We start from the raw sequence: 24,435 nt of genomic DNA, 5'->3' as shown, positions 1-24,435 counted from the left end.
GATGGTGCAGATCATGTCTGTGAATATTCCGCAATGCCAGAATTTGGATCAGCAAGTCAATAGTGTAATTAAGCTATTGTTGCAGGAATCATCTTTGCGATCGCAGGATTTATCAGCAGTCCGAACCTCATTAGAAAAGGCGATTTCTCCGAGATTTGAGATTGTATTTGCTGGCGCTTTCAGTGCGGGAAAATCGATGCTAATTAACGCTCTGTTAGGGCGAGAATTGCTGTATAGCGCTCAGGGACACGCCACGGGTACTATTTGCTACATTGAATATGCTGCTACTCCATCGGATGAAAAGGTAGTGCTGACCTTTTTAAGTGAAGTAGAAATCCGGGAGCAAGTCCACGAACTTTGTCAAACATTGGGGTTATCAACTCCTGGGAATCTTCATGAAATAGAGGAAGCGAAACGACTCCAGGAAGCGGCGAAAACACTCTATGAACAAGAGGGGGGGGAAAGTCGGAATCAGCGCGCCAAACGAGCGAAAGCCTTGGAACAATTGTTAGCTGGTTTTGTGGCGAATCGGGATAAAATCAACGCCCATAATAATACGATTTTATCTATGGGAGAACTCGCGGATAATGGTGTTGATTCAGCCTCCCTATATGCTCGTCGTAGTCAAAATAGTGCAGTTATTAAAAAGATAGAATATTACTGCCATCATCCCCTCTTAGAAGATGGTAATGTAATTATTGATACTCCGGGAATTGATGCACCTGTCCAACGAGATACACAGATTGCTTATGATAAAATTGAGCATTCTGATACCTCGGCGGTGGTCTGTGTATTTAAAACAGCAGCTAATGGGGAACTGACCTCAGAAGAGACTCAGTTACTAGAACGCATTCAGAATAATTCGGGGATTCGCGATCGCGTTTTTTATGTATTCAATTATATTGATGCGACTTGGTACGATGACCAGCTAAAAAACTGTTTAAACCGTCATCTACATACTCAATTCAGTAGTAGCGATCGCGTTTATAAAACCAGTGGATTATTAGGGTTTTATGGGGAGTTAATTCGTCAGACTCATGGTAGCGATCGCTGGGGTTTAGATTCAATTTTTGCCAAGGGTAATCTCTCTAATCCAGAGGCGGAAGAGACACCAAAATTTATAGTAGAATTTAATAACTACTTCTTCACTTCTGGTCAACTTTCCCGCAGTAGCTTTCCCATTACTCCAGCCATAGGTTATGCGGACACCCATCAAGAAAAGTATCTACAAATTCTGAATGCTCACGGCTACAATTTGATGGAGCAATTAGTTCTTGATAGTGGGATTGATCAGTTTCGTGATGATATCACCCGCTATCTCACAGAAGACCGCCGACCCCAGCTTTTTCAAGCCTTAGCAGAAGACCTCCGACCTGTCTGCATTTCGTTAAGGTCTTATTATCTGCAAAACTGGTGGGATTTAGAAAATCAACCCAAAGAAATCGATGCAATTAAGGATTTACAATTACGACAACTTAGCCAAGACTTAAAAACCATTGGCGATGAATTTGAGCAGTATATTAAGGCTCATCTTAATCACACTGTAGCGAGTAACGAAAACGCTATTTATGAGCGAGATTTTCGGAACTTACAAAGAAAGATGATTGAGCGTTTAGATACACTGATTCAAAAATTCTCAGTGGGTGAAGCCTACAAACGCGCTCAAAGTAACCACCCCAATAGTGCTGTGGTTCCTCTATTAGCCATATTAGCGGAGGCTTTTTATAGCTTATCGGATGATTTAAAAGCCACCCTAGTAGAGTCCTGTGAGTCCTTGGTGGCTAACTTTTTCCAACAGTTAACTGAGCAAGTCCATCAAGCTGATTTTTACCATCGTCTATATCGTCTGTTGGGTAATGATGGCGGTATTGATGCTACGTTAAATCAACTTCACCGTAAAGTTCATGATGCTGTAATTAGTGCGGCTCAGACCGAATGCGGTGCTTATGTACGGGAAACCCCAGAGTTTTATGCAGAGGGAACAGTTCCCCATTTCCAACTGCGTCAAACGTTACGGGAAGCCTGTAATAGTGCTGATTATCAAGGGATGGTTGAAGCGGAACCGGCTATTCGTCAACTGCTGAAAATTGACTTTGAGAAAAAGGTTAAAAGAACAGTTATCCGCCATTTTCGGACTGTGATTAATCTGACTCTCAATGATAATTTGCAGGTGGGTGCTAAACATCAATCTGGGGCGATTTTTTCTCAATACGAGATGGCACGAGCTAATTTAGCTAAAACCTTGGAACAGGAAGCGGAAGAAAAGCTGGAAGATAATCATAAATTACAAGAACAAATTAAGCAGAAAATTGATGCTTATAATGACTCAGTAATAGCGATTAATGATTGTTTAGTGGCTATGGGTTTAGGACGAGGTAAATTACCGGATATTAAGGACACAGACTTTGATCCGGTTTTCAATTACCAACAACCAGCTTTTACAGAACCATCATATAATTATAATCTTGAGGATGATCAGGAAACTTCCTCAGAAATAGTGGATGCTGAGTTTACACCAACAGAGAAAAATCCGGTGATGAGCGAGTAAAAGTTTTGTAGGGGTGGGTTATGCTGGTATCTGGCTGAAGCTAACCCCCCCCGTTGATTGTTGGCTATAGAAACCCCAAACCAGGAAATAAACATGAGTAAAACACCCCGCATTCCTTTCCCTCCGGCTGTTCGTAAATATGTTTATGAACGAGATAATTTTACTTGTCAAAGTTGCGGAAAAACCAATAAAGAGGCGCGGCTAACGATTGACCATATTATTGCATTGGCTAGGGGGGGAAGTAATGACCTGAGTAATTTACAGACCCTCTGCTGGGAGTGTAATCGGAAAAAACTCCATTATCACGATCGCCGTTTTCGTCGTCGTTTCACTTAACGGAGGTGGGTCATGTAGTAGGCGCTTAATCATTTTTTCCATGAGATAAAAGTTTGCTAAAATGAGGGTAATGGTATATAGAATCACCCTTTTTGTGAATTAATGACAAACCTGTGGCTAAAAATATCATCGTCTCAGAAGGTTTTGTGGGTCGGTATAGGTTGTCAACGTCACACCCCCAGACTCGTGATAGAAACCGCTATTAAACAGGTATTTCAGGAACATCAATTAGCGGAAGATGCTATCATTGGGATTGCTACCATAGAGGGAAAGGCTGATGAAGGAGGGTTAGTAGAATTATGTAGCGATCGCCACTGGATTTTACAGACATTTTCACCCCAACAATTGCAGGGTGTCAAGGTTCCCAATCCTTCCATGGTGGTACAGCAAAAAATCACCACCCCCAGCGTCGCGGAAGCCGCAGCATTAGAGGCGGCGGGAGTCTCAACCCTACTGGTTCCTAAATGTATCTACAGAGGCGAAAATCTCACGCCAGAAGGGGCAAAAATCAGCCAAGCGGTGACTATAGCGATCGCCAAAATTACATTGATTGAGAGTTGTGGAAAGATAGGGAATAGGACTTGCTAAACATCCCCGATAATCAGCCCCAATCATGGGAAATTCAGCCCTAAACCCTAGCTAATCCGATTCCCGATGAGGGTAAATTTTAACTGACTGGTAATAGTCCCCGTTCAGCCAACCATTGTTTATTGTATAGTTTAGATTGATAACGTCCGCCGCCATCACATAACACAGTAACAATGGTATGTCCGGGTCCCATTTGTTTAGCTAATGCGATCGCCGCACCGACATTAATACCAACAGACCCCCCCATAAATAACCCATCTTTTTCTAAGAGCTGATAAACCACGCGCACCGCCTCCTGGTCATCAACTTGTATAGCATCATCAATAGGAACATCCTGCATATTAGCAGTAATCCTACTATTACCAATTCCCTCAGTAATTGAGTTTCCCTGGGGTTGAATTTCACCAGTTTTCACATAACTGTATAAACCACTACCCATCGGGTCAGCCACCACAGTTTTAATATTCGGGTTTTTTTCCTTCAAAAACAGAGACACCCCCGCAAAGGTTCCCCCCGTACCCGTAGCCGCCACCCAAGCATCAATTTTACCGTCAGTTTGAGACCAAATTTCCGGTCCAGTGGTTTGATAATGCGCTTCCCGGTTCGCTAAATTATCAAACTGATTCGCCCAAATTGCATTATCCATTTCCGCCGCCAAACGTCCCGATAATTTCACATAATTATTAGGGTCTTTATAGGGAACAGCGGGAACTGCACGCACTTCAGCGCCCAAAGTTCTCAAGGCTTCCATTTTTTCCACAGATTGAGTTTCAGGTATGACAATGACGCATTTATAGCCCTTAGCATTACAAATATGGGCTAGACCAATACCTGTATTTCCGGCGGTACCCTCTACCACTGTGCCACCGGGTTTTAGCAAACCTTTTTTTTCGGCATCTTCGATAATATATAAAGCCGCCCTATCTTTAACAGAACCGCCAGGATTTAAAAATTCTGCTTTTCCTAAAATTTCACAACCTGTCTCATCACTAAAACTATTTAATCTGATTAAGGGAGTGTTTCCCACAGCTTCTACAAAGCCACGTTTAATATCCATTGCTAATTTTTTAAAAAGTTGGGTTTTTCAAAGGTGGGGTGACAATTAAGGGATGAGAGATGCTCAAGATTATGGCACTTTTGAATCTATCCACTCATCCCATATTTTAAAGGCTAAATATCCTACTTATTAGGTTGAGGAGTCATGCGTAAATATGGCTTAATTTCCTTGTAACCTTTGGGAAATTTCTGTTTGAGTTCTTCCGGGTCTTTGAGGGAAGGCACAATTACACAATCTTCCCCATCTTGCCAATCAGCAGGGGTAGCCACACTGTAGTTGTCGGTGAGTTGTAAGGAGTCAATCACCCGCAAAATTTCGCTAAAATTACGTCCGGTACTAGGGGGATAAGTTAGGGTCAGGCGTAACTTTTTGTTAGAGTCAATGACGAAAACAGTACGAACGGTTAAAGATGCGTTAGCGTTGGGGTGAATCATATCGTAAAGATCCGATACTTGGCGATCGCTATCAGCTAAAATCGGGTAGTTAATATTAGTTTGCTGAGTCTCGTTGATATCACCAATCCAACCTTTATGGGAGTCCGCATCATCCACACTCAGGGCGATTACTTTAACATTGCGTTTATCAAACTCTGGTTTGAGTTTAGCAACAGTGCCTAATTCTGTGGTACAAACAGGGGTATAGTCTGCTGGATGAGAGAACAGGACAACCCAGCTATCCCCAGCCCAATCATAGAAGTTAATATCTCCTTCTGAAGAGGCTTGGGTAAAGTTAGGGACGGTATCACCTAATCGCAAAGTCATGGTTTTATTTTCTCCAAATTGTGATAGGAACAATGTATTTTTTGATTATACTCCGGTTTGGCGATCGCATAACATTTACAGCATTTCTACCTACCGGAGCATCCGCAAATTATGCCCAAGGGGGATATAACTAACTACACTGCCACCGCTAAGGCTTTCTGAGCGAAGATTTTTTGAATCGCCTCTTCCACTACCCGGTCAGGGGTGGATGCACCAGAGGTTACACCGACAATAATTTCTCCTTCTGGGAGCCATTTTGTCGCCATTTCCAAGTCTTTATTAAGGGGTTTATGTTGAATTTGATTCCCCTCAATAATGCGATCGCTGCTATCGATATGATAAGAAGGGATACCCCGTTCAATCGCCATCTCTTGCAAGTGAGTCGTATTAGAAGAGTTAAAACCGCCAATCACTACCATTAAATCCAGCTTTTCTTCTAATAACCCAATCATCGCATCTTGACGTTCCTGGGTAGCATCACAGATAGTATTGAAACTTTGGAAATGTTCATTGAGATTAGCCGGGCCGTATTTTTGCATCATCGTGCGTTCAAACAGCTTCCCAATTTGTTCAGTTTCGCTTTTTAACATAGTAGTTTGGTTAGCGATACCGACAGATTCCAAATCCCGATCCGGGTCAAAATTAGCCGAATAAGCATTAGCGAACTTAGCCAAAAACTCCTCACGGTTGCCACCATTAAGGATATAATCAGCCACATATTCTGCTTCTTCTAAATTCAACAGCACCAAATACTTATCAGCAAAAGAACTGGTAGCCACAGTTTCTTCATGCTTATATTTACCGTGAATAATCGAGGTGTACTGTTTTTTCTTATGCTTTTCTACCGTATTCCAAACCTTAGAAACCCAGGGACAGGTAGTATCAATAATTTTACACCCCTTATCATTCAGGATTTGCATTTCCTGAACACTCGCCCCAAAAGCAGGAAGGATAACCACATCACCACTACCCACCACCGAAAAATCTTTGTGGGAGTCATTGACCGGGATAAACTCAACATTCATATCCCGCAAATGTTGATTAACTGAGGGATTATGGATAATTTCATTAGTGATCCATATTCTTTCAGTCGGGAAGTGTTGGCGAGTCTCGTAAGCCATAGCGACAGCCCTTTCTACCCCCCAGCAGAAGCCGAAAGCCTCTGCTAACCGGATGGTCACATTACCTTGGGTCAGGATATAGTTATTTTGTCTAATTTGTTGAATTAAGCTACTTTGGTAGGCGCTGTCCATGACACCCGCCACCTCTTCCTGATGACCGAAGCCTTTGCGGTGGTAGGTGTCTGACTGTTGGAGTGAACGTCTAAATGCTTTTGTATCCATAGGGTTGGTTAAATCTAATCCGGCTTTATTAAAGATTTTAACCTTTCGGTGTGATCATGACCAGGATAGATCACCAAATTCCCCTATCTGGTGGGGACAATTAGTGAATTGTCCCCTAATGTTTACATGGCCCGTTCTGTTAACCGAGTTAAAACATGATTAGAACGTTCAACAAAATCCTTCATTCCTTCAGCATCAAAGCCTTTTTGAGCCATTAATGCTAAGTCATAAACATGGTGACAAATCATTTTTGCCAACTCTTCTGAGGGAGAAGAACCGCCCTCTTGAATAATGCTACCCTGACTTAAATTAGCCAGATTTTGAATGAGAGGGTGAGCAGTATTTACCAGTAAAATATGGTCTTCGGGGAAATCAGCCTTCTGCTGTTGCAATAAGGCGGTCATATCCTGTAAACGGCGCATGGCTTCCGGTAGTAAAACCATGGCGGGCGGGGTATCCTCAGATTTGAGAGATTCCGTGCGAATATTCACCCGTGGCTTATTGAGGGACTTCTCAAATAACTCCTTAATTTGTTCGCTGCGGGTTTTATTAGTTTTGGGGTCAACAATTTCGGCTGGCTTATCTTTTTCAATGAGAGTCTCATCAAGTTCCGAGTCTACCCGCAAAAACTTAACCTCTGAGTGTTCCCGCTCCAAGAAACTGATAAAATGGGTATCGATAAATGAGTCGAGGAATAGCACTTCTAAACCTTGACTTTTGTGCAGTTCTATGTATGTAGCTTGGGCGGCTTCATCGGTGCAGTAAAAAACCCGGTTTTCGTGGCGGGATTGATTGCGTTCTAGGTATTCACTGAGGGTAGTATAATAGCGTCCCTGTTCATCAGTGCTAAGGGATTTTTCGGTTTTCACTTCTTCCCAAACATCCCCATCTTCGCTTTGGACTTGTACTTCTGGGGTTTGAGCTTCCCCGGACTCAGTGGGGGGTTTATAAGTGCTGCGGAAGATGAGAATCTCTTCTACCTGTTTCTTAAATTTATCGTCATTGAGGGAACCGAACTTGATAAAAGTACCAACATCCTGCCAACAACGGATATATTCTTGGCGATTGTCTCGATATAATTCTTTCAGGCGATCGCCTACTTTTTTGGCGATATAGTCAGCAATTTTGCGGACTGTGCGGTTAGTTTGTAGGGCGCTACGGGAGATATTCAAAGGAATATCGGTGCTGTCAATTACACCCCGCAAAGGCATCAGGAATTTCGGGATAATTTCCTCGCAGTGGTCGCTGACAAAAACCTGATTACAAAATAGTTTAATATTGCCCTGGTTGACATCAACATCAGGCCGCAGTTTGGGGAAGTATAGAATACCGTTAACAATGAAGGGATAGTCAGTGTTCAGGTGAACCCACAGCAGGGGTTCTTCTTGGAAAGGATACAGATAACGATAAAGGTCTAAGTAATCTTCTTTGGTGAGGTTATTGGGAGACTCACGCCAGGGCGCTGTGTGGCGGTTGATGGTTTCGCCGTCCATAATAATGGGGACGGGCATAAAGTCGCAGTAGGTTTTAATCAGTTGCTGAATGCGACTGGTTTCGAGATACTCTAATTCATCATCCATCAAGGTGAGGGTGACGGTGGTCCCACGGGTGGTGCGGGCAGAATCTTCTAATTTGAATTCTGGGGAACCGTCGCAGGTCCAATGGACGGCTTCTGCGCCTTCTTTGTAGGAGAGGGTGTCGATCTCTACTTGTTTGGCTACCATGAATGAGGAGTAAAACCCTAGACCAAAGTGGCCGATGATGGCTTCTCCGTCGGTGGCTTGGTATTTTTGGATAAATTCTTCGGCGCTGGAAAAGGCGACTTGGTTAATATATTTTTTGATCTCGTCGGCGGTGAGACCGATACCAGTATCACTAACAGATAGGGTTTTAGCGTCTTTGTCGATCGCAATGGTAATTTGTGGGTTGCTGATGTCCCCGGAATATTCTCCGGTGCGGGCCACCATTTTTAATTTAGCGATCGCATCTACCGCGTTAGAAACCAATTCCCGCAAGAATACCTCATGATCAGTGTAGAGAGATTTCTTGATAATCGGGAAGATGTTTTCAGTATGGATCGTGATTGTTCCCTGTTCAAGTACGGTCATGGGCGTTATTTCTCAAATATACATAGTTATCATTTCCTGATCTTGGGCGATCGCCATGACATCATGGGCATGGATCACCCCCATGAGATGATTCGGATTTCCGTATATCAACCATGGACAATGGGGAATGGTCCTCTCCCACCGAGAAAGGGAGAAGGCGATCATTTAGGGGTAGGTTTCGCGCTTTACCTGCTCTCCTGGGGGTGAGAAGACTAATCAACCCGCCCTCTGAAAGATGGGGATAATGATGGATTAATTATCATCGCCTGGGCTGTTGACTGCCACTGGTAACATGGTTAACTCACCCTGATTTAATGGGGCTTCTGGTGTCTTCAAGGGATGATCAAAAGTCAGTGTTCCATCTTTCACCTGAATTTGAATAGTATCGCCCGTGACAAACTTCTGCTCTAAAATCAGGTTAGCGATCGGATTTTCCAACTCCCGTTGAATCGCCCGTTTCAGAGGTCTAGCCCCATAAACAGGATCATAACCCACATCAGCCACATGATCAATAGCAGCAGGTGATAAATCCAGAGCAATTTTTTGATCAGCCAAAAGTCTTTGGAGGCGCTGCATTTGAATGGCAACGATATCGCGCAATTCAGCTTTACTGAGGGTGTGGAAGAGGATAATTTCATCTACCCGATTCAAAAATTCGGGTCGGAAATGCGATCGCAAAGCCTGCATAACCAAAGCAGACATTTCCCCATAGCGAGAGTCATCCCCAGCCACCCCCAGAATATACTCACCGCCGATATTGCTAGTCATGACAATTACGGTATTGCGGAAATCCACCAATCGTCCTTGGGAGTCAGTAATTCTGCCATCATCCAATACTTGTAAGAGGATATTAAAGACATCAGGATGAGCTTTTTCCACCTCATCAAATAGAATGACTGAATAGGGATGGCGGCGGACCGCTTCTGATAGTTGTCCGCCTTCGTCATAGCCCACATATCCCGGAGGCGCACCCACCAACCGAGAGACAGCGTGTTTTTCCATATATTCGGACATATCAATGCGAATCATAGCTTCCTCGCTGTCAAAGAGGAACTCCGCCAAAGCCCTAGCCAACTCAGTTTTACCGACCCCTGTGGGTCCCATAAACAGAAACGAACCGATAGGCCGTCCGGGGTCTTTCATCCCCGCCCTAGCGCGGCGAATAGCGGCAGATACAGCTTCCACGGCTTCCTGCTGACCAATTACGCGCCGATGTAAATGGGATTCCAATTGTAATAATTTTTGTCGTTCGGACTCCAACAGGCGATTAACGGGAATCCCCGTCCACTTAGCGACAATGGCAGCAATATCGGCTTCTGTAACCTGCTCTCGCAGCAAGGAAGACCCCTGAGCCTGCAATTTTAACAATTCTGCCTCCCGCGCCTCTCGGTCGTGGTGAAGAGTCTCTAAGCGGCCGTATTTTAACTGAGCTGCTTTATTGAGATCATAAGCGCGTTCGGCTTGTTCAATTTGCACCCGCAGTTTTTCTTCTTCTTCTTTGAGGCGGTTAATAGCTTCGAGGAGTTCCTTTTCACTCTGCCACTGGGACGATAGAGTTTTCTGCTTGTCTTTGAGGGTGTTAATTTCTTGCAGTAGGGATTGGATACGCATATTTAAACCCAGATCAGCAGTTCGATCTTGTTCCCCTGTGCGTGGGGGTGTACTTCTTTGGCTTTCCCCTTCGACGGAGAGTTTTTCCATCTCCAACTGCATGAGGCGACGCTCAATTTGTTCTAACTCCACGGGTTTGGAGGTGATTTCCATTTTCAACTGGGCGGCGGCTTCGTCTACTAGGTCGATCGCCTTATCAGGAAGGAAGCGATCGCTAATATATCGCGCGGACAGCATTGCCGCCGCCACCAATGCGGAATCAGTAATTTTGACCCCGTGATGGCGTTCGTAACGGTCTTTCAACCCCCGCAGGATTGACACGGTATCCTCTGGACTAGGTTGATCAACATAGACCTGTTGAAATCGTCTTTCTAGGGCTGGGTCTTTTTCGATATGCTTACGGTATTCATCAACAGTAGAAGCACCGATACAGCGCAATTCTCCCCGGGCTAACATAGGTTTAAGCAGGTTTCCGGCATCCATTCCCGAACCTCCAGAACCCGATCCTGCCCCCACGACGGTATGTAGTTCGTCGATAAACAGGACTATTTGACCGTCGGAGTGGGTAACTTCCCGCAATACCGATCGCAGTCTTTCTTCAAATTCCCCCCTATATTTGGCTCCTGCGATTAAACTACCCATATCCAGGGAAATCAACTGGCGGTTTTTGAGGGACTCTGGCACATCTCCGTTAACAATGCGTTGGGCTAACCCTTCGGCGATCGCTGTTTTACCGACTCCCGGTTCTCCAATTAACACCGGATTATTTTTGGTTCGTCTGGACAGACAACTAACCACCCGGCGAATTTCTTCATCCCGTCCGATCACCGGGTCTAGTTTCCCTGCCTTAGCCAATTCGGTTAGATCTCGGCCATACTTACTCAGGGCATCATAACTATTTTCCGGGTTCTGGTTGTCAACTTTAGCACTGCCACGCATGGATTTGATGGCTTCTTCCAGTTTCTCCCGGACTGTAGCTTTGGAGTCATTGGTAGGGCGATCGAACCCTGGTCTTCCTGGTCTGGCGCTGGTGGGGTTTCCACTACCCAAAATCCTACGACCGACGCGATCATCTTCTGCTAGGGCAATAATCAGGTGTTCAATAGCAATGTAGCGGTCTTGCCATGCGGACCGCGTCGCTTCAGCGGTATCTAGCATCAATTCTAACCCACGACCTAGGTAGAGATGGTCAATAGTTCCGACTCGGGGTTGCCGTTTGGTGAAGGCTTCTAATTGTTGCTGGACCTGTTCGGGATTAAAACCAGCCCGCCCTAATATATTATTAGCGAGTCCATTTTGTTCTAAGGCGGCGATCGCCACGTGCTCCACTTCTAAATGCTGATTTTGGAAGCGACGAGCAACATCTTGGGATTTTACTATCGCTTCCCAGGCTTTATCTGTAAATTTACTCGGATCGGTCGGTTGCATTGCTTATTTTTATTGACACCAAATAGGGAACGGGGAATTATGACTCTCAAATAGATGTTGCCGATGTATTTTTCTGGGGACCACCAGAGCCGATTGCCCCAAGGATTTTATCCTACTATGGGCAATCGATCACCTTATCCGTTCAGATCTTAACTGTTTACTGCTAACTGTTTACTTGCCTCAGCCGAGCCCTGGGTTCCCAGTTGAATCAATTCAACTTTATACCCGTCCGGGTCTTCCACGAAAGCAATCACTGTTGATCCGTGTTTCATCGGCCCTGGTTCTCGGCTAATTTTACCCCCTGCTGCCCGAATTTGCTCACAGGTGCTATAAATATCATCCACACCGAGGGCAATATGGCCGTAACCGTCCCCCAGGTTGTAGCTATCAACGCCCCAGTTATAGGTCAGTTCAATGACACTATGATCAGCTTCATCCCCATATCCCACAAAGGCTAGGGTAAACTTTCCCCCAGGATAATCTTTCTGTCGCAGCAGCTTCATTCCCAGAATATCACAGTAAAATTTCAGCGACTCATCCAAGTTGCCGACCCGCAGCATTGTGTGTAAAAGTCTCATGAGATTGGTTCTCCTCCTTATGAAGATTAGTCCTTACCTGTTATTTTAAGGAAATCTCCTCAGTTCGTCACTGCCACTAGCCCCCTCTCCCACTACCTAACCATCAACAACCACACAACCGTTTCTTTTCGGGCGATCGCTATCTCTACCCCTTCTCCCCTTCCCCTCTTCTCCTCAAGGCGATCGCCCTTTCACCACTGTTAACAAACCTTTTCGCTTTTCCTTACCACCGACAAACCCCCTAAAATACCATATATATGTCGGCACGGATTCCCATTCTCTAAGTATAGGTCAAGTTCGGGGATTTGTCAAGGAAAAATGGGGGGATTTTTGGGGATTTTTTGGGTTCCCCTAACTGGGGGTACTGGTGGAGGGTCTACGGGAAAGGCGATCGCACTTTATCACTGTGTCAATAATTGAGAGCCGCACCCTGGGACAGCATAGATTTTCCCATGACTTTACCATAGCCTAAATGATTAAATTTTCCTTAAAAATTCATCGGATAACTTCCCAACTGGATTGATAGGATATAATCAAGCTAATCTACTGATAATCAAACCAATTTGGTAGACGGCGTGCTTTTGAGAAACAAGTAGAGAAACAGCGATCGAAGTCGGAACCCTCTTGGGTTATGGGTGGGGGTGAATCAATACCTACCACATCTCCTGCTAACAGCAAAGAAACCAGCGGTTGAATCTATATAAAAAACGTGACTCAGGGTAGAAGTTTAAGGAAATCTTGAGTCGGGTTTGTCGTGTCCGATTTCTCAAGTATACCCATCACCGTGACTGAGGGGACGAATAGACATTAAATACATTTCGTTTCATGGAGAAATTAAAATGCCTGATGAAGCTGTCAACAATATCATCCCAGATGAATTTGAACCTAATGATAGTCTCGAAACCGCGACCGATTTAGGCTTACTATCTGAATGGAATTACTGGTCTAGTCTCAGTATTCATGAGGGAGACTCGGACTGGTTTAAGTTTGCGATCGCAAATCGCGGACAATCTGATGATTATGTATCAATTATTTCCGAGTACGATGACTCCCTAAATTTCTCTCTGTATGATGCTGAGGGAGTCTTGATTGAGACTTCCAGTAGTGATGATGCCGAGAGCATTAGTTGGGAGGGACTAGAAGCCGGAACTTACCATGTTCAGGTTTATGGAGATGAAGGTATTACTAACCCTGACTATAGCCTTGATATCAACGCTCCCTCGTACATAACTATCACCCCAGATAAATTTGAGTCCAACGATAGTCTGGAAACCGCCACCGATTTAGGCTTACTATCTGAATGGAATTACTGGTCTAGTCTCAGTATTCATGAGGGAGACTCCGACTGGTTTAAGTTTGCGATCGCAAATCGCGGAAAATCTGATGATTATGTATCAATTATTTCCGAGTACGATAACCCCCTAAATTTCTCTCTGTATGATGCTGAGGGAGTCTGGATTGAGACTTCCAGTAGTGATGATGCCGAGAGCATTAGTTTGGAGGGACTAAAAGCCGGAACTTACCATATTCAGGTTTATGGAGATGAAGGTATTACTAACCCTGACTATAGCCTTGATATCAACGCTCCCTCGTACATAACTATCACCCCAGATAAATTTGAGTCCAACGATAGTCTGGAAACCGCCACCGATTTAGGCTTACTATCTGAATGGAATTACTGGTCTAGTCTCAGTATTCATGAGGGAGACTCCGACTGGTTTAAGTTTGCGATCGCAAATCGCGGAAAATCTGATGATTATGTATCAATTATTTCCGAGTACGATAACCCCCTAAATTTCTCTCTGTATGATGCTGAGGGAGTCTGGATTGAGACTTCCAGTAGTGATGATGCCGAGAGCATTAGTTTGGAGGGACTAAAAGCCGGAACTTACCATATTCAGGTTTATGGAGATGAAGGTATTACTAACCCTGACTATAGCCTTGATATCAACGCTCCCTCGTACATAACTATCACCCCAGATAAATTTGAGTCCAACGATAGTCTGGAAACCGCCACCGATTTAGGCTTACTATCTGAATGGAATTACTGGTCTAGTCTCAGTATTCATGAGGGAGACTCCGACTGGTTTAAGTTTGCGATCGCTCAAACCGGAAGAGCTTATAATGTCCTATCAATTATTTCCGAGTACGATGACCCCCTAAATTTCTCTCTGTATGATGCTGAGGGAGTCTTGATTAATACTTCCAGTAGTGATGTGAGGAAAGGCATTAGTTTGAAGGGACTAGAAGCCGGAACTTACCATGTTCAGGTTTATGGAGATGAGGGAGTCATTATTCCTTTCTATAGACTTTTTATCGATGCTCCCTCGGAGATGACCCCAGAGGAGATGACCCCAGATCGATTTGAACCCAATGATAGTATCGAAACTGCCACAGATTTAAAATTACAGCCACACGACGATCCCTGTGTGCCTAGTGACTATGGTGATATGGATTACAGTGCTTTCATCTGGAGTGATATGAGTATTCATTCTGGAGATTCGGACTGGTTCAAGTTCGAGATGACTGATACTGGAGGAAATTATGATTATGTTTTCATTGATTCCTCAGTGTCTGGTGACCCCCTAAATTTCTCCCTGTATGATGCTGAAGGAGTCTTGATTAATACTTCCAGTAGTGATGTTTGGAAAGGCATTAGTTTAAAGGGACTTGACGCGGGAACTTATCATGTTCAGGTCTATGGTGAGGACGGAGCAACGAACCATAAATATAATTTGGGTATTAAAGCTATATTATTGGTTTTCCCAGACGAATTTGAGCCCAATGATAGCATCGAAACTGCCACAGATTTAGGCTTGCTATCTAAAGAATGGAATACCTGGTATGGTCTCAGTATTCATACTGAAGACTCAGATTGGTTTAAGTTTGAGATGCCTCAAACCGGAAAAGCTGGTCATTCTGTATCACTTGGTTACTGGTTTGGTAATTACTACAGTCTTAATTTAGCGCTGTATGACGCTGAGGGAGTCTTGATTGAGACTTCCAGTAGTGATGATTGGGAGTATATTAGTTTAGAGGGACTAGAAGCTGGAGCTTATCATGTTCAGGTTTATGCAGACGAGGGAGTCACTAACCCTATCTATGAGCTCACGATCCATGGTCCATCGAGCCCAACACCCGACAAATTTGAACCTAGGGATATTATCGAAGATGAATTTGAACCTAACGATAGCCTGGAAACTGCCACTGATTTAGGCTTATTATCTCAACAGAATTATTGGCATGATCTCAGTATTCATAATGAAGACTCGGACTGGTTCAAATTTGAGATGGCTAAAATCGGAAAAGCTAATCATTGGGTATCAGTTGGTTCTTCATACTCTGTTGACCATCTTAATTTTGCCCTTTATGATGCTGAAGGAGTCTTGATTGAGACTTCCAGTAGTGATGATTCAAATAGGATTAGTTTAGAGGGACTAGAAGCCGGAAATTACCATGTTCAGGTTTATGGAGATGAGGGAGTCACTAATAACTATAGGCTTAATATCAATGTTCCCTTGGCTGAGATTCCAGATAAATTTGAACCCAACGATAGTATTGAAACAGCTACTGATTTAGGATTACAGCCAAGGGATAGTAGCAGTTATTACAACGATTACGGCGATTACGGCGACTACGGGTTTGTGGAATCTCCTTCCACCTGGAGTGGTTTGAGTATTAATTCTGGAGACTCGGACTGGTTCAAGTTCGAGATGACTAATACTGGACAAATACAGGATTATGTTTCGATTCAATCAAACTCTGTTGACCGCCTGAATTTTGACCTTTATGATGCTGAAGGAGTCTTGATTGATGCTTCTAGTAGTGATGTTTGGATTTGGAATGGTATTAGTCTTAGTTTAAACGGACTCGAAGCCGGAACTTATCATGTTCATGTCTATGGTCAGGACAGAGCAATTAACCCTGAATATAGCATCAATATTCAGGCTCCCCTAGAGGCATTCCCAGACAGGTTTGAACCTAACGATAGCATTGAAACTGCGACGGATTTGGGCTTTCTGTCAAAAATTTCTATGTATAATACATGGATTGGTTATTATACAGTACCCCATTCCTGGAGTGGTTTGAGTATTCATTCTGAAGATTCCGACTGGTTCAAGTTTGAGATAGGTGATACCGGAGGAAAGTATAATTATGATTCTGATTATGTTTCAATTCTTGCCTCAGGGTCTGGTGAAAACCTGAATTTTGCCCTGTATGATGCTGAGGAAGTCTTGATTGGGACTGCCAGTAGTGATGTTTGGGGCATTAGTTTAAAAGGACTCGAAGCCGGAACTTATTATGTTCAGGTTTATGGCTCCGACGGAGCGACAAATCATGACTATACTCTGGCTATTGACCCTCCCCGGGCAGCAATCTTAAATGATACGGAACCCGAACCGGAACCAGAACCAGAACCTATTGTTGAGGAACCGGAAACCGAACCCGAACCGGAACCGGAAACGGAAACCGAACCAGAACCTATTGTTGAGGAGCCGGAAACGGAACCAGAACCAGAACCTATTGTTGAGGAACCGGAAACGGAACCAGAACCAGAACCTATTGTTGAGGAACCGGAAACGGAACCAGAACCAGAACCTATTGTTGAGGAACCGGAAACCGAACCTATTGTTGAGGAACCGGAAACCGAACCCGAACCAGAACCTATTGTTGAGGAACCGGAAACCGAACCTATTGTTGAGGAACCGGAAACGGAAACCGAACCAGAACCTATTGTTGAGGAGCCGGAAACCGAACTAGTTGTTGAGGAACCCGAAGTCTTTGAACAACCGATTTTTGTGCCGATTCAATTTCCGAGTTTTCCTTCTGTGAGTTCTCCTGAGGCTTCCGAGGATACGGAAACTGTGAGTGAACCGGAACCCCCAGTCATGGAACCGATTAATTTACTGGTTGATGTGGGTGAGGTGATACCTGCAATACCGGAAGCGCCGCCACTTTCTGCTAATAACTCGATTACTCAACCTTTCCCTAATCAGTGGTTTGGTAGTGATGGGGATGATGTGATTATGGGTAGTGATTCTGATGAAACTTTACTAGGTTTTGAAGGGGATGATTTCCTGGATGCACGCCAGGGAAATAATACCCTATTTGGGGGTCAGGGAAATGATACTTTAGTTGGGGGTTCCGGTCGTGACGCTTTGTTGGGAAATAAGGATGATGATATCCTGTTTGGTGGTAGCTCTGGTGATACTCTCTATGGCGGTCAAGGTCATGATACTCTAGTGGCGGGTGAGGGTAATTCTCTGTTGTTTGGTGATAAGGGGAATGATATCTTGTATGGGGGTTCCGAGGGAATTGATACGTTGAATGGGGGAGAGGGAAATGATACTTTTGTGATGCTTCCCGGTGAGGGTTATACTGTGGTGGCTGATTGGGAGATGAATCAAGATGTGATGGTTTTGTTGGGTAATGCTACTAACTATCGCATAGGGGATTTACCCCTGGGATTTACTAATGCTACTGCTATTTACCAAATTGGCGAGACTGATAAAATTGTCGGTATTATTGAGGGTGTGACGAGTTTGAACTTGGAAGATAGTAGTATCTTTCGGTTTGTGGAGGGGGTCGGGAGTCTGGCTTGAAGTTGCTAAAACTGATTAATAAGTAGACTGGCTGGCTGATTAATTAATGGTGTCGGGGTGGTTCGCTAACTGCTCCGACTTTGACATGGAAAAGTCCCAGAAAAGCGATATATATGTCGGCACGGATTCCCATTCTCTAAGTATAGGTCAAGTTCGGAGATTTGTCAAGGAAAAATGGGGGGATTTTGGGGATTTGTTTGGTTCCCCTAACTGACTGGTGGAGGGTCTACCGTCAAAGGCGATCGCATTTTATCACTGTGTCAATAATTGAGAGCCGCACCCTGGGACAGGATATATTTTGCCATGACTTGACCATAGCCAAAATGATTAAATTTTCATTAAAAAGTAACCCCCTTTACTTGCCAATAAGAGGGAGAGGATATAATCGAGTTAATCCACCTCATATACTTAGTCGAGCCTATATGAAACTAAGATTCAAACCATCACGTAATGTGGCAAGTTACAGCACTTTAGCCATCAGTATTGCTATGGCAATTACCCTAGGGCTACCTGGTGCGGCTTCAGATAACCGCTTCGTTCAACAAGTGCGTCAACAATTGATGCAAGCGGGAGTGGCTTTGGGAATTTCGGGGAGTTATCAGCTTAGTCATGAACCATATTTGGGTGATATTGGTCATAACCAAAAGGATTATCTCTACCTGAACTTAAATTCGGGTTCATCTTACATTCTGGTCGGCGTTTGTGATGAAGATTGTCGAGATATAGACTTATCGCTTTATGATGAAAATAACAATCTGATTGACTCTGATACCGCCCTTGATGACTACCCAATGGTAGAAGTTGACCCCAAATGGAGTGGTCGATTTAAGGTTGAGGTAACCATGGCTAACTGTAATGCTTCAACCTGCTATTACGGGGTGGGGGTTTTTGCTCGGTAATCATCTTAAATGGAAATTATGACTTGGGAAATATATGGGGGTAATTGATGAATTCCCCTTTTTTTGCTGAGGACATTTGTGGGAATGTCGCTAACTGCAATTCCCAATTTTATGGGTAATGACTCGCCTGGGTTTAATTTTAACAGTAGACTTTAATAGTACACTCAAAAAAGCCATATATATGCCGCCACGGATTCCCATTCTCTAAGTATAGGTCAAGTTAGGTTATTTGTCAAGGAAAAATCGGTGAATTTTTGGGGATTGTTTGATTCCCCTAATAGCGGACACTGGAGGAGAGTATACCCCGAAAAACTTGGATGATAGGTCACGGTTGAATTATGTTCTGTGTGGGTGGGGTGTTGTCTGGTGAAAATTTATGGCAGAATCAGGAATTAAGAATATGGACTGGTAATGCGGAAAAAGACAAAATTTCCCTATCTGGTGGGTTCTAAATGGACGGCTACCCAAAAAACTTGGGGATGGCGACATTTTCAGGTGGTTAACCGTAAAAATCAGGGTCAGTTGGTTTTTGCGGAGTTGGTGGCTTCCTGTGACCCGACGGTTAGATTTTGGTTGAATGCTAAACAGCTTAAAGATCGTAATCTGTGGGAACCTGGGTGGCAGTCTACCCAAGAACTTGATGATGGAGATTGATATATGGATTATAGCTATATTCAACAGGCGATCGCTCAATTAGAAGCTGTCACCAGTGAACTAAAGAATATGGTTGATCATGTTCCTCCCGAACAGGCTAAAATTCTACAGGTTAGGGAAGTTGAGGAGAAGATTAGGAATACTCTAGCCCATATAGAGGCGGCGATTAACCCCCCTAGTTTGGAACATTTGCCGCCAGATGTGCTAGAAAGGGCGCAGGCCTTAAAAATTCCCCTGGGAGATGTTGAGGTACAAATGGCGATGGTATCTCATGATTTGTCTCAGGTGATGGCAATTCTGACCGAAATGGAAAACCGCGCCCAAACTATTCGCAGGCGACGAGAATATTTTTTGGTTAGACTTCCTGATATGCCTATTGAAGTTTTGGGGTCGCGGCTTCCGGTGTATACAGCCGCGGATTTTCAAGCGCCCCCTGAACCTGTATCTAAGGAGGTTCGAGATCAACTCAAGGCTAAGTATGGCATCGATCGCTTAATTATGGAGAAATCTGTGCGATCGCGCGCGACCCTCTTTGATCAAATTAAACAGGCGAAACAGACCCTAGAACATCCATCACCCCAAGATGAATAATCAAAATAGACCATAGGTAAATTGGTGGCTATGGTCTTATTGACAACGCTTTTGCCAAAACTGATAAGCTGAATAAGCTAGGGTAACTACTCCGGTTTTAATTGCTGATTCATCTACCTGAAACTTAGGGTGATGTAGGGGATAATTTGGTTGGTCTGGTTGTCCTATTCCTAGGCGAAACATTGCGCCCGGTGCATAATTTAAATACACCGAAAAATCTTCCGCACCCAGAGAAGGTTCCGGGAGAATTTCTACACTTTCATTTCCCCAGGCTTCCCTAACTGAGGCTTCGATTAATTGAGTTAAGGCTGGATCATTCTGCACACTGGGAACACCCCGGCGATAGTTCATTTGATACTTAGCCCCATAGGTTTGACAAACATTAGCTACTATGTTCTCTATCCATGCGGGTAAAGTTTCATAGGTTGATTGATGAAGCGATCGCACTGTTCCCAATAATTTTACCTGATCCGCAATCACATTAGAAGCACGTCCGCCAGTAATTTGACCAATAGTTAATACCACTGGTCTAAGGGGGTTATGAGTGCGACTAATTGCCTGTTGTAGAGTCGTAATTACTTGGGCGGCGATCCAAATTGCATCAATGGCTTCATGGGGACGCGCACCATGTCCAGACTCTCCCAAAATAGTCAATTCTAAATCATCCGCCGCCGCTGTTAATGCCCCTACTCTAATGCCAATACACCCCGCCGTAATAGTCGGAAAAACGTGCAATCCCAAGATAGATATAACGTCATTCATTACCCCATCTTCTACCATCCAAGTGGAACCCCTAGCGATTTCTTCAGCCGGTTGAAATAAGAATCGCACAGCCCCCGGTAGCGAGTCCTGTAGGCGTGATAAAACCATCGCTGTACCTAATCCTACCGTAGTATGTACATCATGCCCACAAGCGTGCATTACGCCGGGATGACGAGAGGCATATTCTAGGTTAGTTAATTCTTGAATAGGGAGGGCATCCATATCAGTACGAATTGCTAACCATTGATGATGGTTACCAGTTCCTTTTAATTCCCCTACTACTCCGGTTTTTCCTACCGCTTCTTGAATGTGCAACCCACAGGAAGATAATACCCCCGCTATATATGCAGAGGTTTGATATTCTTGACCGCTAAGTTCTGGGTGTGCATGAATGTGACGACGAATTTCTACTAAACGGGGATATAGGGAATTGGTGAGGTCTTTGATTTCAGTGAGGATGGAGTTTTGCTGTTTACTCATGGCAATAATAGGCTGATCAGGCAGAGTTTTAACGGTTGGCTAGAATACAACCACTGCGAGGGGGTAATATCAGTTCCAGATGATTCTCTCCCTCTAAATTAAGCCAGCGGGCGGTACAATTTCCATAGACAACTCTTTCAGGTTTAGTGGTGAGTTGGGGAACTGGTATATTAATTGTAGCAGATTCTAAGCTACTATTAACTGTGATGATTAATTCTTCCTGACCTTCCGGGGAATTGGTGGTTAAAATTCTGGCAAAGCTATAAACTAGATCTTGGGCGAAGATAACTTGATAATTCCCGATTCTGAGAGCCGGGTATTTATGGCGGAGGGTGATGAGATTTTTGTGGTATTCTAGTAAGTCTAAATCCCATTTTTCTTGGGGCGGGAAACCACGACGACAATCGGGGTCAAATTCTCCTGGTAAACCGACTTCATCACCATAATATATACTGGGAGCCCCCGGGAAGGTTAATAATAGTAAGGTAGCGAGTTTAACGCTGGCTTGATCTTCCTGAACTATGGTAATTAAACGGGCGACATCGTGGCTATTAAGTAGGTTAAGTTGAGTGAGTTGAATCTCCCAAGGATAGAGGGCGAGAAGTTCCTGGATTTTACTGCTATATTCGGCGGCGGAAAGGGGAGGATAGGGATAATAAGAAGGCGCTTCTACTAATTCTCTACGGACTCTGGATTGGGCTGTAAAGGCGATGGTAGGTCCGGTAAATAGATAGTTCATTACGCCATCAAATTGGCTGCCATCGAGCCACTGACGGGCATCTGTCCACACTTCTCCGACGATATAGGCTTCTGGGTTACAGGCTTTGACACGACTGCGAAATTCTTGCCAAAATCCGGGTGTTTCTATTTCAAAAGGAACGTCTAAACGCCAGCCGTCTATACCAAAGTTAATCCAATATTCGGCGATCGCCATAATATATTCACGCACATCTGGATGCTCATGATTAAATTCCGGTAAAGCCCGGTTATTCATCCAACCGACATAATTGGCGGGTTGACTACCATCATAGGCAGACAGAGGCCAGTTTTCCACCTTAAACCAGTCTAACCAAGGAGAATTAGGGCCGTTTTCTAGGATATCATTAAAGAAGAAAAAGCCTCGACTAGCATGGTTAAAAACCCCATCTAGGACGATTTTAATCTCGCGACTATGGGCAGCATCTATCAATGCTCGCAGGGCTTGATTACCGCCTAAAATTGGGTCAACTTGATAATAGTCATGGGTATGGTAGCGATGGTTACTGGCTGATTGAAATATGGGGGTAAAATAAATCGCATTAATCCCCAAATCTTGCAGATAGTCGAGTTGTTCAATTACCCCCCACAAGTTACCGCCTTTATACCCCTGTAAAGTCGGTGGTTTGTGCCAATCTTCCCACTTAGGATGACTAATAACTGAGGGTCGAGGTAATTTGTTTTGGGCAAAACGGTCAGGAAAAATTTGATAAAATACCGAATGTTTTACCCAGTCTGGAGTGTAAATTGTCATGGTTACGATTTGGAAAACACCAATATATATTTAGGGCGTATCAATTGCTAAGTCACTTATGCAGCCACTTATGAAAATATTTGAACCTAAATATGACGCACGATAACCATAATACCATAGTAGTTAGTGGTCAAATTGTGATCTGGTGGCTCTGAGACTGTGAACATCAGATAAATTTGGGCATAATTGGGCTAGTTGTGCATTGCGGATAGTATCTCCTATCTGCTAGGATTGACACCAGGCCGAACCTCAATGAGAATCACAAGTGTCAAGTCCAGAAGAAACAGCCCTGGTTCCGAAATCATCTGGTAAGGATGCAGGTTTAGCCCCCCTACTCCTCACCGTGGTTGAATTAATCCGCCAGTTGATGGAAGCGCAAGTTATCCGGCGCATGGAAGCTGATACCCTGACAGATGAAGAACTTGACCGCGCGGCGGAAAGTCTGCGTAAATTGGAGGCGCAAGTGTTGGAGCTATGCGAAATTTTTGATATCGACCCAGCAGACTTGAATATCGAACTGTCGGAGTTGGGTTCCCTTCTCCCTAAGTCCGGTGGCTATTACCCAGGGGTCTCCTCGGAAAATCCCTCGATCTTGGAACTTCTCGATCGCCTTCTGAATACGGGTATAGTGGTAGAGGGAAGTGTTGATCTGGGTTTAGCCCAAATTAACCTGATTCATGCCAAGCTGAGATTGGTGCTAACATCAAGGCCCCTATCATAAGGGTCTATTATAGCCTACGGATGACCCAAAGTTCTGCCATGGGCAGGTTTTTGGGGATGGGGTGCTAGTGATAGGTGCTAGACTGCTGATAATTGCTTTTTTATGAGTTACTAATATGAGTTACAGTCTGTATTTGTACGGGATTTTACCTAAAACTAAGCTGAAGTCTTGGCATTTGCAAGGCTTAGATAATCAGCCCGTTTATACTCATGAAATTGATGGGTTTATTTTTCTGTATTCCGAGGCGCAACAGGAACGGTATTTAGCCAGCCGTAGGAATTTGCTAGGTCATGAAAAGGTGTTAGAAGCCATGATGCAGGAGGGATATAGGACGATACTACCTTTGCAATTTGGCTTGATTGTTTCTGATTGGGATGCGGTAGCTAAACAGTTAGTTAATCCTTATCATGAAAGACTGAAAGAACTGTTCGTTAAGTTGGCGGGTAATCGCGAGGTGGGGGTGAAGGTTTTTTGGGATGAAACCGCTGAACTTAATGCTTTAATGGAGGAAAATCAAGACCTGAGAGAAAGACGCGATCGCCTGGAAGGCAAACCCCTCAGTATGGATGAAGTGATTGCTATTGGTAGGGAGATAGAGTCGGAAATTTTAGACCGCAAAAATGAGATTATCACCGCTTTTCAAGATGGCTTAATTCCCTTGGCTTTAGATTATGTAGAAAATGAATCTATGACGGATTTAATGATTTATAACGCCGCCTATTTAATTCCTTGGAATGGTGAAGAAAAGTTTAGTCAGAAGGTGGAGGAAATCGACAATTACTTTCCCAAACGGCTGAGGATTCGCTATAATAATTTTACGGCTCCCTATAATTTCACACAACTTGATTAATGAGAGG

General features: G+C 44.0%; 17 protein-coding genes. 9 read left to right on the top strand and 8 right to left on the bottom strand.

From position 1 onward, the window contains the following. The first annotated feature begins 13 nt into the window (after positions 1–13). The 3 genes from NLZ44_RS21645 (at position 14) to NLZ44_RS21635 (ending at position 3,472) form a co-directional block, all read left to right on the top strand. Positions 14–2,548, top strand: coding sequence for a dynamin family protein (locus NLZ44_RS21645; protein WP_493751114.1), 2,535 nt, complete (start codon positions 14–16; stop codon positions 2,546–2,548). A gap of 93 nt (positions 2,549–2,641) precedes the next feature. Beyond that, complete coding sequence (locus NLZ44_RS21640) at positions 2,642–2,884, top strand: HNH endonuclease (protein WP_006669063.1); 243 nt, start codon at positions 2,642–2,644, stop codon at positions 2,882–2,884. A gap of 102 nt (positions 2,885–2,986) precedes the next feature. Beyond that, positions 2,987–3,472 carry a cobalamin biosynthesis protein gene (locus tag NLZ44_RS21635; RefSeq protein WP_008050316.1) on the top strand — a complete coding sequence of 162 codons (486 nt, stop codon included), beginning with the start codon at positions 2,987–2,989 and terminating at the stop codon, positions 3,470–3,472. 79 nt (positions 3,473–3,551) lie between these two features. On the opposite strand, the gene NLZ44_RS21630 is transcribed toward NLZ44_RS21635, so the two are convergent. The 6 genes from NLZ44_RS21630 to gloA all read right to left on the bottom strand — a co-directional run bounded on the left by NLZ44_RS21630 (position 3,552) and on the right by gloA (position 12,358). Continuing rightward, positions 3,552–4,529 carry a cysteine synthase A gene (locus NLZ44_RS21630; protein WP_006618942.1) on the bottom strand — a complete coding sequence of 326 codons (978 nt, stop codon included), beginning with the start codon at positions 4,527–4,529 and terminating at the stop codon, positions 3,552–3,554. 122 nt (positions 4,530–4,651) lie between these two features. After that, entirely contained in the window at positions 4,652–5,290 is a 639-nt protein-coding gene (locus tag NLZ44_RS21625; protein ID WP_006626089.1) for a peroxiredoxin, read from the bottom strand. A 134-nt stretch (positions 5,291–5,424) separates the two neighbouring features. Next, positions 5,425–6,633, bottom strand: a complete 1,209-nt coding sequence (locus tag NLZ44_RS21620; protein ID WP_493751113.1) for a 4-hydroxy-3-methylbut-2-enyl diphosphate reductase — start codon at positions 6,631–6,633, stop codon at positions 5,425–5,427. Between the two features lie 122 nt (positions 6,634–6,755). Next, on the bottom strand, positions 6,756–8,741 hold the full coding sequence (htpG, locus tag NLZ44_RS21615) for a molecular chaperone HtpG (protein WP_493751112.1): 1,986 nt from the start codon (positions 8,739–8,741) through the stop codon (positions 6,756–6,758). A gap of 252 nt (positions 8,742–8,993) precedes the next feature. Then, positions 8,994–11,780, bottom strand: a complete 2,787-nt coding sequence (gene clpB / locus NLZ44_RS21610) for an ATP-dependent chaperone ClpB (RefSeq protein ID WP_493751111.1) — start codon at positions 11,778–11,780, stop codon at positions 8,994–8,996. A gap of 149 nt (positions 11,781–11,929) precedes the next feature. Next, positions 11,930–12,358: a lactoylglutathione lyase gene (gene gloA, locus NLZ44_RS21605; RefSeq protein WP_006669071.1), complete on the bottom strand. Its 429-nt coding sequence runs from the start codon at positions 12,356–12,358 to the stop codon at positions 11,930–11,932. A gap of 839 nt (positions 12,359–13,197) precedes the next feature. Between gloA and NLZ44_RS21600 the strand changes: the two genes are divergently transcribed. The 4 genes from NLZ44_RS21600 to NLZ44_RS21585 all read left to right on the top strand — a co-directional run bounded on the left by NLZ44_RS21600 (position 13,198) and on the right by NLZ44_RS21585 (position 20,105). After that, positions 13,198–17,961 (top strand): hypothetical protein, encoded by a 4,764-nt coding sequence (locus NLZ44_RS21600; RefSeq protein WP_493751110.1) that lies wholly within the window; start codon positions 13,198–13,200, stop codon positions 17,959–17,961. Positions 17,962–18,383: 422 nt separating this feature from the next. Further along, the gene (locus NLZ44_RS21595; protein WP_035759673.1) at positions 18,384–18,860 is read left to right on the top strand and encodes a hypothetical protein; all 477 of its coding nucleotides are present in this window, start codon (positions 18,384–18,386) and stop codon (positions 18,858–18,860) included. Between the two features lie 411 nt (positions 18,861–19,271). Next, positions 19,272–19,514, top strand: coding sequence for a TIGR02450 family Trp-rich protein (locus tag NLZ44_RS21590; RefSeq protein WP_111893252.1), 243 nt, complete (start codon positions 19,272–19,274; stop codon positions 19,512–19,514). 3 nt (positions 19,515–19,517) lie between these two features. After that, positions 19,518–20,105, top strand: a complete 588-nt coding sequence (locus tag NLZ44_RS21585) for a hypothetical protein (protein WP_111893250.1) — start codon at positions 19,518–19,520, stop codon at positions 20,103–20,105. A gap of 36 nt (positions 20,106–20,141) precedes the next feature. Here the strand turns inward: NLZ44_RS21585 and NLZ44_RS21580 are convergent, their stop codons facing one another. Together NLZ44_RS21580 and NLZ44_RS21575 are read right to left on the bottom strand one after the other, a co-directional pair. Continuing rightward, positions 20,142–21,347 (bottom strand): M20 family metallopeptidase, encoded by a 1,206-nt coding sequence (locus tag NLZ44_RS21580; protein WP_493751109.1) that lies wholly within the window; start codon positions 21,345–21,347, stop codon positions 20,142–20,144. 28 nt (positions 21,348–21,375) lie between these two features. Further along, positions 21,376–22,857 (bottom strand): glycoside hydrolase family 13 protein, encoded by a 1,482-nt coding sequence (locus NLZ44_RS21575; protein ID WP_493751108.1) that lies wholly within the window; start codon positions 22,855–22,857, stop codon positions 21,376–21,378. A gap of 265 nt (positions 22,858–23,122) precedes the next feature. Here NLZ44_RS21575 and NLZ44_RS21570 point away from each other — a divergent pair, with 265 nt between their 5' ends. After that, positions 23,123–23,578: a gas vesicle protein K gene (locus NLZ44_RS21570; RefSeq protein ID WP_493751107.1), complete on the top strand. Its 456-nt coding sequence runs from the start codon at positions 23,123–23,125 to the stop codon at positions 23,576–23,578. A 115-nt stretch (positions 23,579–23,693) separates the two neighbouring features. Then, positions 23,694–24,428 (top strand): gas vesicle protein GvpF, encoded by a 735-nt coding sequence (gene gvpF / locus NLZ44_RS21565; protein WP_493751106.1) that lies wholly within the window; start codon positions 23,694–23,696, stop codon positions 24,426–24,428. The last annotated feature ends 7 nt before the right edge of the window (positions 24,429–24,435 follow it).

The organism is Arthrospira sp. PCC 9901 (genome assembly GCF_059013425.1).
The sequence above is the reverse complement of the archived record's forward strand: the minus strand, read 5'-3'. Positions and strand labels throughout refer to the sequence as shown.

What these genes read in the sequence shown, in the direction of transcription:
- NLZ44_RS21620 (WP_493751113.1), bottom strand. Translation starts at nt 6,633, where the DNA reads ATGGATACAAAAGCATTTAGACGTTCACTCCAACAGTCAGACACCTAC.
- htpG (WP_493751112.1), bottom strand. Translation starts at nt 8,741, where the DNA reads ATGACCGTACTTGAACAGGGAACAATCACGATCCATACTGAAAACATC.
- NLZ44_RS21580 (WP_493751109.1), bottom strand. Translation starts at nt 21,347, where the DNA reads ATGAGTAAACAGCAAAACTCCATCCTCACTGAAATCAAAGACCTCACC.
- NLZ44_RS21645 (WP_493751114.1), top strand. Translation starts at nt 14, where the DNA reads ATGTCTGTGAATATTCCGCAATGCCAGAATTTGGATCAGCAAGTCAAT.
- NLZ44_RS21575 (WP_493751108.1), bottom strand. Translation starts at nt 22,857, where the DNA reads ATGACAATTTACACTCCAGACTGGGTAAAACATTCGGTATTTTATCAA.
- NLZ44_RS21600 (WP_493751110.1), top strand. Translation starts at nt 13,198, where the DNA reads ATGCCTGATGAAGCTGTCAACAATATCATCCCAGATGAATTTGAACCT.
- NLZ44_RS21640 (WP_006669063.1), top strand. Translation starts at nt 2,642, where the DNA reads ATGAGTAAAACACCCCGCATTCCTTTCCCTCCGGCTGTTCGTAAATAT.
- gloA (WP_006669071.1), bottom strand. Translation starts at nt 12,358, where the DNA reads ATGAGACTTTTACACACAATGCTGCGGGTCGGCAACTTGGATGAGTCG.
- NLZ44_RS21595 (WP_035759673.1), top strand. Translation starts at nt 18,384, where the DNA reads ATGAAACTAAGATTCAAACCATCACGTAATGTGGCAAGTTACAGCACT.
- NLZ44_RS21635 (WP_008050316.1), top strand. Translation starts at nt 2,987, where the DNA reads ATGACAAACCTGTGGCTAAAAATATCATCGTCTCAGAAGGTTTTGTGG.
- NLZ44_RS21585 (WP_111893250.1), top strand. Translation starts at nt 19,518, where the DNA reads ATGGATTATAGCTATATTCAACAGGCGATCGCTCAATTAGAAGCTGTC.
- clpB (WP_493751111.1), bottom strand. Translation starts at nt 11,780, where the DNA reads ATGCAACCGACCGATCCGAGTAAATTTACAGATAAAGCCTGGGAAGCG.
- gvpF (WP_493751106.1), top strand. Translation starts at nt 23,694, where the DNA reads ATGAGTTACAGTCTGTATTTGTACGGGATTTTACCTAAAACTAAGCTG.
- NLZ44_RS21590 (WP_111893252.1), top strand. Translation starts at nt 19,272, where the DNA reads ATGCGGAAAAAGACAAAATTTCCCTATCTGGTGGGTTCTAAATGGACG.
- NLZ44_RS21625 (WP_006626089.1), bottom strand. Translation starts at nt 5,290, where the DNA reads ATGACTTTGCGATTAGGTGATACCGTCCCTAACTTTACCCAAGCCTCT.
- NLZ44_RS21630 (WP_006618942.1), bottom strand. Translation starts at nt 4,529, where the DNA reads ATGGATATTAAACGTGGCTTTGTAGAAGCTGTGGGAAACACTCCCTTA.